Consider the following 16,720-nt stretch of genomic DNA (forward strand, 5'->3'; position numbering starts at 1 on the left):
AGTTTGGCAGTGACTTCTGGTGCTAATTACTGAATAATTCTTGGAAAAGTGAATGATTTAATGAGTAAATGGTCAAAAAAAAGCGATGTTACCAATGAAGATAACATCGCTTTTTACCGAAAGTAACTTAAGTAATCGTTTAAGTTTTGTGTTTTAGGGACAAGGCAACAGGCACAAGGCAAAGAGTGTTAAAATGTTTTAACGACCACGGACATGCATTTTTGTCATAGCCCACCGCCGAAAGCCGATACCTGAAAGCTTAAAGCACAATCTTAAGCTTTATTTTGCGTACTAACTTATATCATTATTTCAATCCTAAATCTTCTTGAATTGCTGAAACCTTCGCTTTTAGGGCTGCCAGTGTATCGTCAAAGTCAGCAGGATTTGCTAATGGCGCATTTACCGAAACGTAGAATTTGATTTTTGGCTCTGTTCCTGATGGACGTGCCGAAACTTTTGAACCATCTGCCAAAATCAACTGAATTACGTTAGATGACTCCATACCCAAACCTTCAGGAATTGCAGTGATTTCGCCTGTTTTAAGGTCTTTCGAAGTTAAGTTTTTGTAATCTAATACCGTTACTGGTTCCGAACCAGCTACAGAAGTTGGCAAGTTGGCACGAAGATTTGCCATCATTTGTTGAATTTCTTCAGCACCAGCTTTTCCTTTTTTAGTCAAAGAAATCAAGCCTTCGTAGTAGAAATTGTTTTCTTGGTACATTTCTGTCAAGAAGTCAAACAATGACTTACCATTATCTTTTGCATAAGCTGTCAATTCTGCAATCATTGCACAAGAAGCTACAGCATCTTTGTCACGAACGGCATCACCAATCAAGTAACCATAAGATTCTTCACCACCACCGATGAATTGCTCTTTGCCTTCTAATTCACGAATTACCGCAGCGATGTATTTAAAGCCCGTCAAAGTATCGTAGCATTTTACGCCTTTGCTAGCACACATTTTTGCGATGATTTCAGTAGTTACAATAGTTTTAGCGACAAACTCTTTACCTGTTAGTTTGCCAGCTTTTTCCCAAGCACCCAACAAATAATAGATAATTAAGCTAGCCATTTGGTTACCGTTCAACAATACCCATTCGCCATGAGGATTTTTTACGGCAGCACCTACACGGTCAGCATCTGGGTCGGTAGCAATTACCAAGTCAGCATCAATATCCTTAGCCAAGTTTACCGCCAAAGTCATTGCTTCGGTTTCTTCTGGGTTTGGATATACTACCGTTGGGAAGTCTCCATTTGGTTCGGCTTGTGCTTCTACCACGTTTACATTTTCGAAACCTAACAAAGCCAAAGCTTGAGGCACCAAAGTAATACCTGTACCGTGAATAGAAGAATATACAATTTTCAAATCCTTCTGACGAGCAATTACGTCTGGATTGATACTATTATGCTGAATAGTTTTTAAGTATTCTTTATCTACTTCTTCACCAATAAACGTAATTAACGCTTCGTTGCCATTGAAATTGATATCGTCTACCGAAGTAATGTTATTTACCTCTGTTACGATATTTTTATCGTGAGGAGCAACCACTTGTGAACCATCGTTCCAATATGCTTTGTAACCATTGTATTCACGAGGGTTGTGAGATGCTGTAATTACCAAACCTGCATCGCAACCCAAATGACGTATCGTAAATGATAACTCTGGAGTAGGACGAAGTGCCGAGAAAAGATATACTTTAATTCCGTTTGCCGAGAAAATATCAGCACAAATACGAGCAAAGAAAGGAGAATTGTTACGAGAATCGTGAGCAATAGCAACTTTGATTTCTTTGTCTGGAAGACTTTGTTTAAGATAGTTTGAAAAACCCTGTGTAGCAGCTCCTACGGTGTATTTATTCATACGGTTCGAACCCACACCCATTTCTCCACGCATACCGCCAGTACCAAACTCCAACGATTTATAGAACGAATCCGAAAGTTCTGTTTCTTTTCCTTCGTCTACCAACTGCTGGATTTTAGCTTTTGTTTCTTCATCATAGTTACCAGTTAGCCAAGTATCAATGTTTTTCTTGGTAAGAGCGTCTAAACCTGTTGACATAGTTTTATCTATTTGAGAATATTTAGAAATGAATAATCTGGTTTAAAAATTGAGGCCAATAAGATTTTTGAGGCAAAATTTTTGGTTGACATCAAAGCAAATATAAAAATTATTCTGAATAGGAGAAGCCCCATTTAATAATTTCGGTCAAAAACCGTAATATGTCTTTCTTTTGTCCAATAAAAAAACCACTAAGCAACTTAGTGGTTTTAATTTTTGCATGAAATCTTTAAAAAATTGAAATATTTTTCGATTTTTTAGTTTAAATCTCAACAAGCATAGCTCCATAAGAGTAACCACCACCAAATACTGTTACGATGATTTTGTTACCTTTTTCGAACTTGCCTTTATTTTCATCCATCGCAATAGCGCAGCCAGCACAACCTGTGTTGCCTAAATAATGGATATTTGAAATCATTTTTTCGTCAGGAACACCCAAAGTTCCAGCTACGTTTTTAGTGATACGATAGTTGGCTTGGTGAGGAATGACAAACGAGATATCCTCCACAGTCAACCCATTTTTCTCCATTACTTGCTTACTTACTTTTGGCATATAAGTACAAGCGTTGATGAATACATCCTTTCCATAAGGCATAATCAAACCACGGTGAAGTGGCTTCAGAGTTACACCTTCCGACGCTTTCCCTACGTTGGCAGCACCACCAGTAATCAAATCTTTGATTTCCCAGTTTTGCGCTCCCGCTTTTTCTTTAGAGATAGATAATACTGCTGCGCCGTCGCCCCAAAGGTGTCCAGCTTTGGTATCGTCTTCGTTGTTATAAGCAGTGTTATGCTCCGAAACAACTACGAGTGCCTTGCTGGCTTTGTTCATAGCAAAATATCCCTGAACTATTTCGATTGCATTGAGTAATGAAGAACAAGCAGAAGAAATGGTTACTACTGGAATTTCAGAAATATTTAATGCGTGTTGTAATGCGTGGCCTAGTGTGAATATATTATCGTGTGGAGTGTAGGTAGCACCTACAATTAGGTCAACTTCAGAAATGTCGTAAGGTAAACTTTCAGTAATCTTTTTGGCTGCCTCCAATGCCATTGTATGCGTATTCTCCTCAGACGATGCTTTGCGACGCTCACGAATTCCAGTACGCTCAACAATCCATTCATCGGTCAATCCATTGAGTTCTTGAAAATAGGCATTCGTAACAACTTGTTCGGGCAGGTAACTTGCAATTGCGTTAATGAACATTACGTGTTAGTTTAAGATATTAATTATGAAATACAGTCCAACTTCGTTGCAAGGTTGATGCTAACTTTGGGCTTTGCTAGATAGGGGAAAGTTTACATATTGGTACAAACATCAAAGATTTTCAATCGCTGAATGCCTCATTTAATCATCTATTTTGCACTGATACTCACGTATTTCCATTACCTAGTAAATATTATGTGACTAGCTGATTATCAAGGCTTATCACTAATACAATACCTTTGAACTACAGATGGTTGGGAATTTTAGTTCAATTCATTACAGCAAAAAGCAAAAACTATGAATTGAATTTTTATACAAAGGAAATTAATGTTTCAGCATAGTACAAGAAATTATTGGATAAATATAATTTATACTTCTTTAAATCCAATAATTTTTTGTATTATTTTGATGTTTTTTGGATAATACTTATAAATGTCAGAAAAAGAAGGTAATATCATTCCGTTTGCTATAGATTGTCATTGTTCGCAATCAAAAATAGCCCTCAAAACCATGACATTTGGGTGCTTTTTAGAGAAATATCAGGATAGCTAAGGCTTTTACATAAACTCGAAGGATATTTGTAAACCGTTTTACGGTTTACGGATAAAAGAGACATTTATTAAGCCTTGGCAATTCTCTTTTCAGTTTATTAACACAAAAAGAAGTAAACGTTTGTGAGGGTAACTATTTTTAGCACATTTGATACTTTTGGAGGAGCCTCGATTGCTGCTTCTCGATTACATCAGGCGCTTGGGCGTCATGGTGTGCAGTCACGTATGCTTGTACAAGACAAAAAAGGAAAAGCGCCAGAGGTATATTCTGTTGCCAATAATTGGGTGCAACAAAATATTGCTTTGGCACGTTTTGCAGCCGACCGATATCAGTTTGCTTTTTACGAAAAATCAAAAGCAGTTCGCTTTGTGTTTTCGCAAGCTAAAATAGGCATAGATGTCACCTCTGAGTCTGTTGTGAAGGATGCTGAAGTTTTTCACCTGCATTGGGTAAATTTTGGTTTTTTATCGGTACAATCCTTAACCCAATTAGCCAAACTCAATCGCCCCTTTGTGTGGACCTTGCATGATATGTGGGCGTTTACAGGAGGTTGTCATTATAGCGGTACTTGCGAAAGTTATCAACAAGCTTGTGGCAATTGTGAACACTTTTTGCGAAAACCGTCTTCCGATGACCTATCGCATCAAGTATGGCTTCGGAAAAAGGAATTATTCCAACAAATGGACTTGACGCTCGTGGCTTGTAGCGAATGGTTGGCTGAAAAAGCTCGACAAAGTAGTTTATTACAAGGTAAAAAAGTCATTTCGATTCCTAATCCGATAGATACCAAGCTTTTTTATCCTCAACATAAACGAGAAGCTCGCCAACAGCTTAATTTGGCACAGGATAAACAATATATCTTGTTTGCTGCCATGAAAATCAGCGATGCGCGCAAAGGCTTTCAATATTTTGAAAAAGCAATTCAGCATTTAATATCACAAAATCCCTCGTTAAAAGATAGTGTAGAATTATTGGTGATGGGACAAGCCCAAGAAGCAGATTTTGTAAATATTCCCTGCAAAGTAAATGTTTTAGGTCGCCTATCTGATCTTTCGAAAATAGCGACTACCTATGCCGCTGCGGATGTATTTGTGATTCCTTCTTTGGAAGAAAACCTTCCGAATACCATCATGGAGGCTATGGCATGTGGTACGCCAGTGGTAGGATTTGAAACAGGAGGTATTCCCGAAATGATAGAACATCTTCAAACAGGATATGTGGCAAAAGCTCCTTCTGCTGAAGATTTAGCCAATGGAATAGCGCATATTTTACAACATCCCAACTATGAGGATTTATGTAAAAATGCTCGCTCAAAAGTAGAATCCGAGTATGCAGAGGCTGTCGTAGCCAAGCGTTATGAAACACTTTATCAATCTCTTCTTTAATCCGTTTTTTGATTGTGAGAAAAATATCAATAATAACCATAACCTACAATGCTGAGGCATTTTTGGAACGAACGATCAAAAGTATTTTGGCACAAACCTGCCAAGACTTTGAATACATTATCATTGATGGCAAATCAAAAGATGGTACACTTGCCATAGCGGAAAAGTATCGTTCGAGAGTTGACTTATTAGTTTCGGAACCCGACAAAGGCTTATATGATGCCATGAATAAAGGACAACGTATGGCAACTGGCGATTTTGTGTGGTTTGTCAACGCAGGAGATGAAATCAATGATCCTTCGGTTGTGGAAAAAATGTATCAACAAATTACTCCAGAAACGGATGTTTTATACGGGGATACCTATTTTGTGAATAATGAAGGCGAAATCCAAGGATTGCGTTCGGTGATAACTCCACATAGGTTACCGAAAGACCTACAGTGGCGAGATATGAATTTGGGAATGTTGGTGTGTCATCAATCTTTTATTGCGAGTAAAAGAGTGGCACCTGTGTATTGGCAAGAAAACTTAAGTGCTGATGTAGATTGGGAAATTACCTGTCTCAAAAAAGCTCAACAAGTGGTTTATTTGGATTTTGTTGTAGCAAAGTACTTAACAGGAGGAATTTCGAATAAACAGCTCAAACGTTCACTAATTGACCGTTATAAAGTATTACAAAAGCATTTTGGTGTGTTTGGAGCGATTGGGGCACATGTTCAAATCCTTTTTAGAGGTATCAAACTGATTATTACCAAGGGTGGGAAGTATTGGTAGGATATACCAACATAGCTCTGGCTTCTAAAGACATGACTTCTTCTTTTTGATAAAATAACAAAGCCCTATTACGATCGGCACGTGGACTTTCGAGAAATGCGTTGTAGGTATCTAATAGGGCTTTTTCACGTCCATACTCGTTAAGAAAGGCCTCAATCGTCTTGAGCCAAAACCAAGTAAGTGTTTCGTGATACCCTCGCTCAAAACTCACGGGTCCACCAACAGAGCTATTGAACAAAATAATGCGTTGACGCACCAATAACATCGCCTGAGTAAGCGTGTATTGTCGCAAATACCAAACGCCCATAGCCAAATGCGCTTCATGCGTCCAAGCCTCCGCGGGAAGGCTACAAGTATTGAATTTTTCGATTAACGTTTCGATTTCTTGGTTGGATTGGAATAGTTGCATATACATATAGTTTAATTATTGAATTGTCAATAAAAATTGCATTTCATTAATTATTTTACAATAAAAATATACAAAATTTGATAATTCCTTATTAAAAGCAACCTGATTTTCCTTAATCAAATATTTGATTTTTATTTTCTACCTCTGTGCTTCTTTCAAAATTTGTGTAGAAAGGCTTTCAATATGCTATTATCCAAGAAACATGGGTATGAAAGGAAGTGTATTCTCTAAAACGATTATGCAGGCATAATAAATAAAAAAGCAGGCGAATGCATTCGCCTGCTAAACATGAGGAATTAAATTCCTAAAATCTTCTTATTCAATTCGATATCAGCACCACCACCTGCAAAGTCATCAAATACTTTTGACGTTGCTTGGATAATGTGTGAATCAATAAATGGAGCTCCTTCTGTTGCACCTTGAACTGGATCTTTGATAGCACATTCCCATTCCAATACAGCCCAACCATCGTAACCATATTGTGTTAATTTGGAGAATACCGAACCAAAGTCTACCTGTCCATCACCTAATGAACGGAATCGACCAGCACGATTTACCCATGACTGATAACCACCGTATACACCTTGCTTACCTGTTGGATTAAACTCCGCATCTTTTACGTGGAACATTTTGATACGCTCATGGTAGAAATCGATGTATTGTAAGTAGTCAAGACATTGTAATACAAAGTGAGACGGGTCATAAAGCAAGTTAGCACGTTTGTGACCGCCTACTTTTTCTAGGAACATTTCGAATGTAACGCCATCGTGTAAGTCTTCACCTGGGTGAATTTCATAGCAAAGATCAACACCAGCTTCGTCGAAAGCATTCAAGATAGGTAACCAACGGTTTGCCAATTCTGTGAAGCCTTGTTCTACCAAACCAGCAGGGCGTTGTGGCCAAGGATATACCGTATGCCACATTAAAGCACCCGAGAATGTAGCGTGAGCCTTCAAACCAAGGTTTTGCGAAGCTTGCGCTGCCCATTTCAATTGCTGCACAGCCCATTCGGTACGAGCTTTTGGATTACCTTTTACTGCATCTGGCGCAAAGCCATCGAACATTACGTCGTAGGCAGGGTTTACTGCTACCAACTGTCCTTGTAAGTGTGTCGACAATTCAGTGATTTGGATACCTTTATCGGCTAATTTACCTTTCAATTCGTCGCAATATGTTTTTGACTCCGCAGCCAATTGAAGGTCAATCGCACGAGCATCCCAAGTAGGAATCTGTACACCTTTATAACCTAAATCAGCTACCCAAGAAGTAATAGAATCAAGCGAGTTGAATGGCTCAGCGTTATCTAAAAATTGTGCTAAAAATATAGCAGGTCCTTTGATTGTTTTCATCTTCGAATTATGAATTGTGAATGAGTGAATTGTGAATGAATTATAACACAAAAGACTATTTTTCTTTAAGTAATCGGGAACTTGTCTTTCGAGAAGTAACGAGTATTTTTAATATTTCATTACCCTCAGATAATAGAGATTCGGCTCTTTCAAAATGAATAAATTTGGCATCAATAGCATATTCTATCCAAAATAAACTTTCATCTAGCTCCTCTATTACTATACAAAGTTTGGAGTAAAACTCTCGATGACTTCTTGCTCTTCTGACAGCTCTGTAGTTAGCTACACTTGAGGAAGATGATCTAGCCAATTGTTTGGCCATATTAGTGCAAGAAGGAGAAAATGATGATGAGAAAAGCTTGTCACAGACAGGAATACATCTCAATCCAAAATCTTTTATTCTTTGAAATAGTATTTCACCAAATGCATTTGCATTTGATGCCGTAGAATCTGATGGCATATTTATATCAAAAATAGGTGGTAAATAGAAAGTGAATTGTGAAGTTGGAATCAATTCTTCATTCACAATTCACCATTCATCACTATACCTTCGTCCAGCTTTGGCTTCTGTGACTGTCTAGGATTCTTTCACAGATAAGCAATTCTCTGTAACCATCCGCAAAGGTTGGGAACGTTGGATTTTCTGGTTGTTTGCCAGCCGCTACAGCAGCATATACTTCTTTAAACAATTGTTTTGAAGTATCTGGAAAGCCTTCGTTGTGACCACCAGGGAATGTCATAATATCTCTTGCTTCTGCATACGCCAACGATGGGTCACGCATCAACACTTGGTTGGCAGCATCACGGTTACCTAACCACAATTCGTTTGGAGCTTCTGAGTTCCAAGCAAATGTTTTATTTGAACCAGAAATCTCCAATTTTAATTGGTTTTTGCGACCTGCTGAAACCTGAGAAACTGTTACTAAGCCTTTATTTCCGTTATCGAAACGTAACAATACGTTGGCAGTATCCTCTGTGTTGATTTCAACGTCTGCATAATCCTCTGGTTGTAACATTTTACCAGAATAAGTTTCTACTGGTTTTAATGGCTTCTTACGAGTTTTGTGAACTGTATTAAAATCAGCCATTACCTCCACTGTTTTCAAACCAGTGATATACTCAATGATATCCATCAGGTGTGAACCAATATCAGCAATAGCACGAGAATCACCAGATTTGTCTGGTTCTAAGCGCCAGTTATAGTCTGTGTTGTAGAACAACCAGTCTTGTAGATATGAACCAATGATTGAGTAAATTTCTCCTAAATCACCTTTCTCACGCATTGTTTTCATTTGGCGTACCAATGGATAATAACGTAAGTTGAAGTGAACAGCATTTACCAAACCTGTTTCTTTAGCAAGTGCTACTAATTCTTCAGCCTCATGTAAGTCTTTTGCCAATGGTTTTTCGCAAACAACGTGCTTACCTGCCAACAAAGCGGCCTTTGATTGAGAATAGTGCAAGAAGTTTGGCGTACAGATATGTACACAAGCGATATCTTCCATAGCTAACAATTGATCGAATGTACAAGGACGTTCGATACCTAATTGTGCAGCTTTAGCCGTAGCCAATTCTATATTCACTTCACAAAGTGCTACAACTTCTACATTTGGTAGTCTTCTGAGGGCCTCGATGTGAGCTGGTCCAATAAAGCCTGTACCAACGACACCTACTTTGATTTTTGACATGAGTTAATCGATTTGTTTTTTGGGGATATAATTAATTATTGTTTTTGAAAAGGGTCACTCTTTGGATAGTAAGTTTGAAATATCCCATAAAAGCCACTTTTTACTTTTAATATTTCCTTCATTTTTTCGAAGCATTTTTTGAAAAAGCGCCAAGCCTAAAGGTTCGTTGCCGTTGGCGTGTACCAATACTACACTTCCATTTTTGATGGCCTCGCCTTTGGCTAGCCAAGCATCGCTTCCGAGTGGCAAAAGCCCAAGCGCCAAAACTTCATCGAAAATGCTTTTGTCGGACACCAAACCTGGAAATCTAAAGTAAATAGAAGGAACTAGACCATTTGATAACATAGCTTGTTCATTCAATAAAACTTCCGAAAGGATATTAGTACCATGTTCCAACAAGAAATTATTAGTTAGCGGTAACTTGGGGTCGTAACGATGCGTATAACTGTGGTTGACCCACGTAATACGCAAATTACCTACTTTTTCTTGTTGCTTGAGCCAGTCAAGGTCATCTTGATGTTTTTGCATCCAAATACCTGTTATAGTAATCGTAAGCGGTACTGGGCGTTCACTGATTTCAAAACTTTTAATTACATTTTGGAAAAAACTTCGAGTCAATGGTTTGCTCGATGGGCATAAGTCTATCGTCAAACTAAAGCCTTGTAGCGTACTATCTGCTTTGGTGATTCCTGCATCTTGTAGCTCATAGTCTCTATGCTTTTCAAATTGCCAGTCATGAATATAGGGTGTTTTTTCAAAAAGATTTAAAACATTATTCCATGTCACAGTCTGCACTTCGATATTATTGAGAATATGCGTTTTAAGATTTTCTGGATTTACCACTAAATACTTGATAGCATCTGCTTCCTTCCATTTTCTAATGACTAACTCATTTTGATATTGAGCAAAAAATACCTCATACTGAGATATTTGTGCCAATGAACGGGTAGAAAGAAGTCCCAATAACAGGAATGTTAAGAAGTATTTCATAACAATCTCAAGCGAGTTTTTCCAAACTTTTTGTACAAAAGTAATGAAGGATGAAAGAAAAAGATGGTTTTCTGTGGGCTTAACCCTTTTAACAGCCTTCAAATTTACAGAATATCTCCAAGCCATCAAGCATAAATCTGTGACTTGGAGATAGTTCTTTTTAGATCTCAAATTTTGTCCATCTCTCTGCTGAGTTGGCAGACTTTACAACCGTTTGGATGAAAGCCATACCACGCAAACCGTCTTCGATACTTGGAAAATCATAAATATCTGGGTCGTAACCGTCTACTCCAGTACCTTTTCCTAAGCCACCACCTGTGCCTGATTTGCTTTCGGCACCCCAGTGTGCACGTAGGGCATAAGTAAAGTTTCGGTAAATACTCGCAAAGGTCTCGATATAGCCTTCTGGGTGACCTGCTGGCTGACGCGTATGTGCCTGTGCGTGAGGAGATAAATTACCAACTCCAGTACGGATAATTTTCGAGCCATTTTCCTGATTTGTCATAATCAAGGTATTTGGCTCCATTTGGCGCCATTTCAATCCACCAAACTCACCATAGACACGAATGTTAAGGTCATTTTCTTCGCCATTACAGATTTGGCTATTGTGCAAAATACCTTTGGCACCATTATCAAAATGAAGTAAGATGTTGGCGTCATCGTCGAGCATACGACCTTCCACAAAAATCGTAAGGTCAGCCGAAAGTTCTGTAATTTGTAAACCAGTGATATATTCAGCTAAGTTTTCGGCATGTGTACCAATGTCGCCTACACCACCTGCAGCCCCACTACGAGCGGGGTCGGTACGCCATGAAGCCTGTTTTTGACCCGAAGCCTCCACCAATTGCGATAACCATCCTTGTGGATATTCAACAATTACCTTACGGATTTGTCCGATAGCACCCGATTTTATCAATTGACGTGCTTCTTTCACCATTGGATAGGCTGTATAATTATGCGTCAATGCGAATAGTAAGCCAGAATTTTTGACAATTTCGGTCAATTCTTTAGCCTCTTCCATCGTCAAAGTAAGCGGTTTGTCCATCACTACATGGAAACCATTTTCGATAGCAAACTTTGCAGCAGGAAAATGTACGTGATTTGGCGTAACGATTGAAACGAAATCCATACGCTCGCCTTCAGGAAGTTCTTTTTCTTTCAAAATCATTTCCTCGTACGAGTCATACACACGGTTGGCAGGTAAATAAAGCGCTTCGCCAGTAGCTTTAGATTTTTCAGGATTTGAACTAAACGCTCCGCAAACAAGTTCGATTTCGCCATCTAAGGCGGCTCCTCTGCGGTGAACTGCTCCGATGAAGGCATCCAAACTTCCTCCAATCATGCCCATTCTGATTTTTCTAGCCATTTTTTTCGTTAATTAAATATCGAGCTTCTGAACGGCTCGGCTGACTAATCAAGGTCAGCTTGTTCTAAAGGCTCAACAGTTTTAGGTTGAAATAATAATTGATATATATAATTAGAATAATGGATCATTAATTAATGCTGAGTTGTGAATGATGAATGTAAAGTTTATCAGTATTTCATATCCACAACTACTTCAATTTTACTTGCAATAGGCATTAAGCTATGTGCACTAAGCCAAAAGTATAAAAGTATTCTAATAAAATCAGGCATACATTTTTTGCCTAAAGCTAATATTGATATTTGAAAAATAAGACTACTTCCTCTTTCTGTATCTTTTTGATACAATATTGCACAAAAGTAATATAATTTTATCGGCTGAGAGCTATATGCTTTATGCCATAGGCTAAATGTTGGAATTGTATTTCTGATAATTGAATACAAATATTTGCTTCTAATAAGTATGGTTTATTGTCTGAAGCGTAATCATGAAATGATTTGAGGAATAACACCAAAATATGCTTTTTGAAAAAGCAATCTAAAAAAACACTTGAAAATACTACATTTAGCCCGCTCTGTACCGTTTGATTGCAAATTTTAATTAAAATTATTACAAAGTCATTTAGTAAATACGGAAATCTTTTTGTTTTTTTGGCATGGATTTTTTTTAGTACGAATTATAATAAAATAAGAACACTGTCCCTTTTATTAATCTTAAACCCTTTAATCAATTATGTCCCAAACAGTTAATAATAATCGATTGTTTTTGGCGAGTTGCTTTGCACTAATCACTACTTCAATGGCTTTTGGTATTCGTGCAGGTGTCCTCACGCAGTTAGGTACAGCCTTTAACCTTGATGCAGAGCACCTCGGATACGTCAACCAGATGGCATTTCTAGGCTTCCCTATCGCAATGATTGTTGGTGGTCCTCTTTACAATGTATTAGGTCCTAAAAAAATCATGTGGGTAGCATTTGTTACACACGTATTAGGTTTAGTAATGACCATTTTCGCAAGTGGTTTCTGGACTTTATTGATTTCGACTTTCTTCGTTGGATTTGGCAATGGTACCGTAGAAGCGGCTTGTAATCCAATGATTTCTGATATGTACGAAGGCAATCAAAAAACCAAAATGTTGAACCGTTTCCACATGTGGTTCCCTGGAGGTATCGTTATTGCGAGTTTGATTTCTGAATTTATGACTTCGGCTGGTATGGGCTGGCAGTTGCAAATTGGTATCATTTTGATTCCTGCGGTAGCTTACGCTGCTTTGATTTTAGGACAAGCGTTTCCTGAAAGTCAAGATGAAGGTGCTGCATCAACGGGTCAAAACTTCAAAGCGATGCTTTCGCCATTGTACCTATTCATGTTGGCATGTATGGCATTGACTGCTATTTCTGAATTTGGTCCTGAGCAATGGATCGGTCCAGTATTGGGTCATGCAGGTGCAAGTCCAATGTTGATTTTGGCTTTGGTAACTGGTTTGATGGCGGTAGGTCGTTATTTTGCTGGTCCAATTGTGCATAACCTAAACCCAACGGGGGTATTGCTAGGTTCGGCTATTTTTGCAACAATCGGTGTGGTTTTGATGAGCCAAGCTGAAGGTGCAATGGTATATGTATCTGCCGTAATTTTTGCGATTGGGGTATGTTATTTCTGGCCAACTATGATTGGTTTTGTGGCTGAATACCTACCTCGTACTGGTGCTTTTGGTATGTCAATTATTGGTGGTATGGGTATGTTCTCTACCTCAATTTTCCAACCAATCATTGGTAAATGGTTAGATGACGAAAAAGCTGCTGCTGCTGCCAAAGGTTTAACAGGTCAAGAACTTGACTTAGCTGCTGGGCAAGCAACACTAGACAATATGGCGGTATTCCCTTTCATCTTGATTATCGCATTTGCAGTATTGTATTTCATTATGCGTAAGCAAACTCCAGCTGGAGCAAAAGCGCACTAAGCATATTTTGATGAGTTGCTCTTAGATTCTTTTAACATGTTTAAAGTTTCTGAATGCCAGTATCAATAAAAAAGCCTTAAGCAGATTGCTTAAGGCTTTTTTATTGATACATTTTTGGTAGAATAAGATTGAATTATTGGGCTTTCTGATTTCGGAAAAAAGTAAAATATCTTGATTTTTGCAAAATATAGAAACTTAGGCTTCCGAAATCCAACATCCGATATCTGAACGTACAGCTCTAATTCACTACTCAGAATTCAGCATTTATAAGATTTCTTTTATCTCTGCCTTATTCGCCTCATTCACCATCAAAATCAATTCTGCTACTAGACCCGTCCAACCTGTTTGGTGAGCAGCACCTAGTCCTTTACCATCATCACCATGGAAATATTCGTAGAATAACACCAAATCCTTGAAATGTGGGTCAGTCTGCATTTTTTCGTAATTGGCATACATTGGGCGTTTACCGTTTTCATCTGTTCTAAAGATTTTGATTAAACGTTCTGCCAAACTTAAAGCAGCCTGCTTGATGCTCACCATATTACCCGAATTGGTAGGATATTCTACTTCGTAATCATTGCCATAATACGACTGGAATTTCAACAAGGAGTCAATCAACAAGAAATTCATTGGCATCCAGATAGGTCCACGCCAATTGGAGTTCCCACCAAACATACTTCCTGTAGATTCGGCTGGGGTATAATCGACTCTGAAGACCTCGTTATGTACTCGGAACTGATAAGGATTTTCGAGGTGATATTTTGATAATGAACGAACGCCATGTTCTGACAAGAATTCGTTTTCATCAAACATCTTTTTCATAATCATCTTCATACGGTGACCACGCAAAATCGCCAACAAACGGTTTTCTCCTTTTCCTGGCTCGTACCAACGCGAAATCAAACCTGCCAAATCTGGTCTATTAGCCAAAACCCAATCCACTCGACGTTTGAAATCTGGCAATTTTTCCAACATTTCTGGTGTAAGAATTTCTACAGCAAAAAGAGGAATTAATCCTACCATCGAACGGATTTTGAGCAACATACTCTGCGAATTTGGCATGTGAAGCATATCATAATAGAACTGATCTTCTTCATCCCAAAGACTAATTTCTGAACCACCCAACATTTGCATCGCACCAGCAATATGTAAGAAGTGTTCAAAAAACTTGGATGCCATATCTTGATACACTGGTCGTTCAACAGCAATTTCACAGGCAATACGAAGCATATTCAAGCTGTACATCGCCATCCAGCCTGTACCATCAGCTTGCTCAAGACGTCCTCCAGTTGGTAAAGTAGCCGAGCGGTCAAATACCCCAATATTATCCATACCAAGGAAACCTCCACCAAAGATGTTATTGCCACCTTCGTCTTTAAGGTTTACCCACCATGTAAAGTTGAGGAGTAATTTATGGAAAACACGCTCTAGGAATTTGACATCCCCTACCCCATTCATTTCTTTATCTATCTCATATACACGCCACGTTGCCCAAGCATGCACAGGAGGGTTTACATCCGAAAATGACCATTCATAGGCAGGAATTTGTCCATTCGGGTGCATATAATATTCACGCAATACTACGGCTAACTGACGTTTGGCAAAGTCAGGGTCGAGTCGTGCCAATGGAATCGTATGGAAGGCCAAATCCCATGCCGCAAACCATGGGTATTCCCATTTGTCGGGCATCGAAAGAATGTTGGCGGCATACATGTGTCGCCAGCCTGAATTTCGACCAAACTTCCGATTGTCCGAAGGCTTAGGCATCGAAGGGTCACCTTTAATCCATTCGTTGACATTGTAATAATACCATTGTTTGGTCCAAAGCATCCCTGCATAAGCCTGACGCTGAATTGAACGTAACTCTGGGTCTTGTACAGTTCCTTGCAATTCATCGTAAAACTGATTTGCTTCACGAATACGCTTATCCATAATATCTTCAAAACCACCGAATGGTTCAATAATAGAATGGTCGGATAAACGCAAACGAATCGTTACACTTTCACCTGCTTTTACCACTCTGGTATAGCGTCCTGAAGCTTTGGTACCGATATTGTTAGGATTGACAGCCGCTTTATTTTTATTAACAATGTACTCGTTGATACCATCTTTGGTATAGGGTACATTATTGGCTACACCATGCAAGCGTTGGAAGTTGGTTTCGTTATCACAGAATAATAATTCATCTGCTTTTTCACAATACAACTTATAGTGTCCTACGCTTTTGTTATCTACTTCAATCACCTTATTTGACACACCTGTCAACATCGGTTTGTATTTGAAGTTTTCGTACCCCCAACACCAAGTATTTCTAAACCAAATAGTAGGTAATAAAGTAATTGGAGCAGGTTTATTACTACGGTTATGTGCCGTAATTTTTATCAAAATATCTTGTTCATCCGATTTTGCGTACTCGATAAATACATCGAAATATTCATCATTATCAAAAATACCTGTGTCTAGCAGTTCATATTCAGGTTCTAATCTTGATCGTTTACGGCTTTCGTCTACCAGTTTTGAATAGGGAAATGCTGCTATAGGATATTTGTACAGCATTTTCATGTACGAGTGCGTAGGTGTCGAGTCAAGATAGTAATAGAGCTCTTTTACATCCTCGCCGTGGTTCGACTCATTCCCTGTTAGTCCGAAGAACCTTTCTTTCAAAATGTGGTCATTATGGTTCCACAAAGCAAGTGCAAAACAGATATACGATTTGTTATCCGAAATACCACCGATACCTTCTTCGCCCCAACGATAGGCTTTTGAGCGAGCCATGTCGTGCGTTACGTTATTCCAAGCATCTTGATTAGGAGAATAATCTTCTCGCACCGTTCCCCATTGACGGTCAGATAGATATGGGCCCCATTTTTTCCATCCTTTGTTGTCGGCACGAGTTTTTAACCTTAATTTTTCGGCACTTACTACTACTTTACTCATAAATTCTCAATTTCGGGATATAACTAACTTCTATCTCGCTAAAAGCTAG

At 38.6% G+C, this 16,720-nt stretch carries 12 protein-coding genes; 3 read left to right on the forward strand and 9 right to left on the reverse strand.

The window, feature by feature from the left end:
• Window positions 1-304: 304 nt before the first annotated feature.
• Window positions 305-2,059, reverse strand: coding sequence for a phospho-sugar mutase (locus tag QM524_RS20270; protein ID WP_166579446.1), 1,755 nt, complete (start codon window positions 2,057-2,059; stop codon window positions 305-307).
• Window positions 2,060-2,321: 262 nt separating this feature from the next.
• On the reverse strand, window positions 2,322-3,266 hold the full coding sequence (locus QM524_RS20275) for a 3-oxoacyl-ACP synthase III family protein (protein WP_095161486.1): 945 nt from the start codon (window positions 3,264-3,266) through the stop codon (window positions 2,322-2,324).
• 674 nt (window positions 3,267-3,940) lie between these two features.
• Between QM524_RS20275 and QM524_RS20280 the strand changes: the two genes are divergently transcribed.
• The gene (locus tag QM524_RS20280) at window positions 3,941-5,203 is read left to right on the forward strand and encodes a glycosyltransferase family 4 protein (protein ID WP_283345951.1); all 1,263 of its coding nucleotides are present in this window, start codon (window positions 3,941-3,943) and stop codon (window positions 5,201-5,203) included.
• A 14-nt stretch (window positions 5,204-5,217) separates the two neighbouring features.
• Window positions 5,218-5,976, forward strand: a complete 759-nt coding sequence (locus QM524_RS20285) for a glycosyltransferase family 2 protein (protein ID WP_283345952.1) — start codon at window positions 5,218-5,220, stop codon at window positions 5,974-5,976.
• On the opposite strand, the gene QM524_RS20290 is transcribed toward QM524_RS20285, so the two are convergent.
• The 6 genes from QM524_RS20290 to QM524_RS20315 all read right to left on the reverse strand — a co-directional run bounded on the left by QM524_RS20290 (window position 5,951) and on the right by QM524_RS20315 (window position 11,760).
• Complete coding sequence (locus QM524_RS20290; RefSeq protein WP_283345953.1) at window positions 5,951-6,385, reverse strand: hypothetical protein; 435 nt, start codon at window positions 6,383-6,385, stop codon at window positions 5,951-5,953. The two genes, QM524_RS20285 and QM524_RS20290, sit on opposite strands and share 26 nt — an antisense overlap.
• A 296-nt stretch (window positions 6,386-6,681) precedes the next feature.
• Complete coding sequence (locus QM524_RS20295; RefSeq protein ID WP_283345954.1) at window positions 6,682-7,734, reverse strand: sugar phosphate isomerase/epimerase family protein; 1,053 nt, start codon at window positions 7,732-7,734, stop codon at window positions 6,682-6,684.
• A 55-nt stretch (window positions 7,735-7,789) separates the two neighbouring features.
• Complete coding sequence (locus QM524_RS20300) at window positions 7,790-8,260, reverse strand: four helix bundle protein (RefSeq protein ID WP_283345955.1); 471 nt, start codon at window positions 8,258-8,260, stop codon at window positions 7,790-7,792.
• A 16-nt stretch (window positions 8,261-8,276) separates the two neighbouring features.
• A complete protein-coding gene (locus QM524_RS20305) occupies window positions 8,277-9,422 on the reverse strand; it encodes a Gfo/Idh/MocA family protein (RefSeq protein ID WP_095161481.1) in 1,146 nt (381 codons plus the stop codon).
• A 54-nt stretch (window positions 9,423-9,476) separates the two neighbouring features.
• Window positions 9,477-10,412 carry a polysaccharide deacetylase family protein gene (locus QM524_RS20310; RefSeq protein ID WP_283345956.1) on the reverse strand — a complete coding sequence of 312 codons (936 nt, stop codon included), beginning with the start codon at window positions 10,410-10,412 and terminating at the stop codon, window positions 9,477-9,479.
• Between the two features lie 160 nt (window positions 10,413-10,572).
• Window positions 10,573-11,760: a Gfo/Idh/MocA family protein gene (locus QM524_RS20315; RefSeq protein WP_318532848.1), complete on the reverse strand. Its 1,188-nt coding sequence runs from the start codon at window positions 11,758-11,760 to the stop codon at window positions 10,573-10,575.
• A gap of 747 nt (window positions 11,761-12,507) precedes the next feature.
• Between QM524_RS20315 and QM524_RS20320 the strand changes: the two genes are divergently transcribed.
• Window positions 12,508-13,734, forward strand: a complete 1,227-nt coding sequence (locus QM524_RS20320; RefSeq protein ID WP_166579440.1) for an MFS transporter — start codon at window positions 12,508-12,510, stop codon at window positions 13,732-13,734.
• 264 nt (window positions 13,735-13,998) lie between these two features.
• On the opposite strand, the gene QM524_RS20325 is transcribed toward QM524_RS20320, so the two are convergent.
• On the reverse strand, window positions 13,999-16,671 hold the full coding sequence (locus QM524_RS20325; RefSeq protein ID WP_283345958.1) for an MGH1-like glycoside hydrolase domain-containing protein: 2,673 nt from the start codon (window positions 16,669-16,671) through the stop codon (window positions 13,999-14,001).
• Window positions 16,672-16,720 lie beyond the last annotated feature (49 nt).

It is taken from the genome of Flectobacillus roseus, assembly GCF_030056595.1.
Lineage (GTDB): Bacteria > Bacteroidota > Bacteroidia > Cytophagales > Spirosomataceae > Flectobacillus > Flectobacillus roseus.

Coding starts and splice junctions, on each gene's coding strand:
- QM524_RS20315 (WP_318532848.1), bottom strand. CDS start 11,760: ATGGGCATGATTGGAGGAAGTTTGGATGCCTTCATCGGAGCAGTTCAC.
- QM524_RS20270 (WP_166579446.1), bottom strand. CDS start 2,059: ATGTCAACAGGTTTAGACGCTCTTACCAAGAAAAACATTGATACTTGG.
- QM524_RS20290 (WP_283345953.1), bottom strand. CDS start 6,385: ATGCAACTATTCCAATCCAACCAAGAAATCGAAACGTTAATCGAAAAA.
- QM524_RS20295 (WP_283345954.1), bottom strand. CDS start 7,734: ATGAAAACAATCAAAGGACCTGCTATATTTTTAGCACAATTTTTAGAT.
- QM524_RS20305 (WP_095161481.1), bottom strand. CDS start 9,422: ATGTCAAAAATCAAAGTAGGTGTCGTTGGTACAGGCTTTATTGGACCA.
- QM524_RS20310 (WP_283345956.1), bottom strand. CDS start 10,412: ATGAAATACTTCTTAACATTCCTGTTATTGGGACTTCTTTCTACCCGT.
- QM524_RS20275 (WP_095161486.1), bottom strand. CDS start 3,266: ATGTTCATTAACGCAATTGCAAGTTACCTGCCCGAACAAGTTGTTACG.
- QM524_RS20325 (WP_283345958.1), bottom strand. CDS start 16,671: ATGAGTAAAGTAGTAGTAAGTGCCGAAAAATTAAGGTTAAAAACTCGT.
- QM524_RS20320 (WP_166579440.1), top strand. CDS start 12,508: ATGTCCCAAACAGTTAATAATAATCGATTGTTTTTGGCGAGTTGCTTT.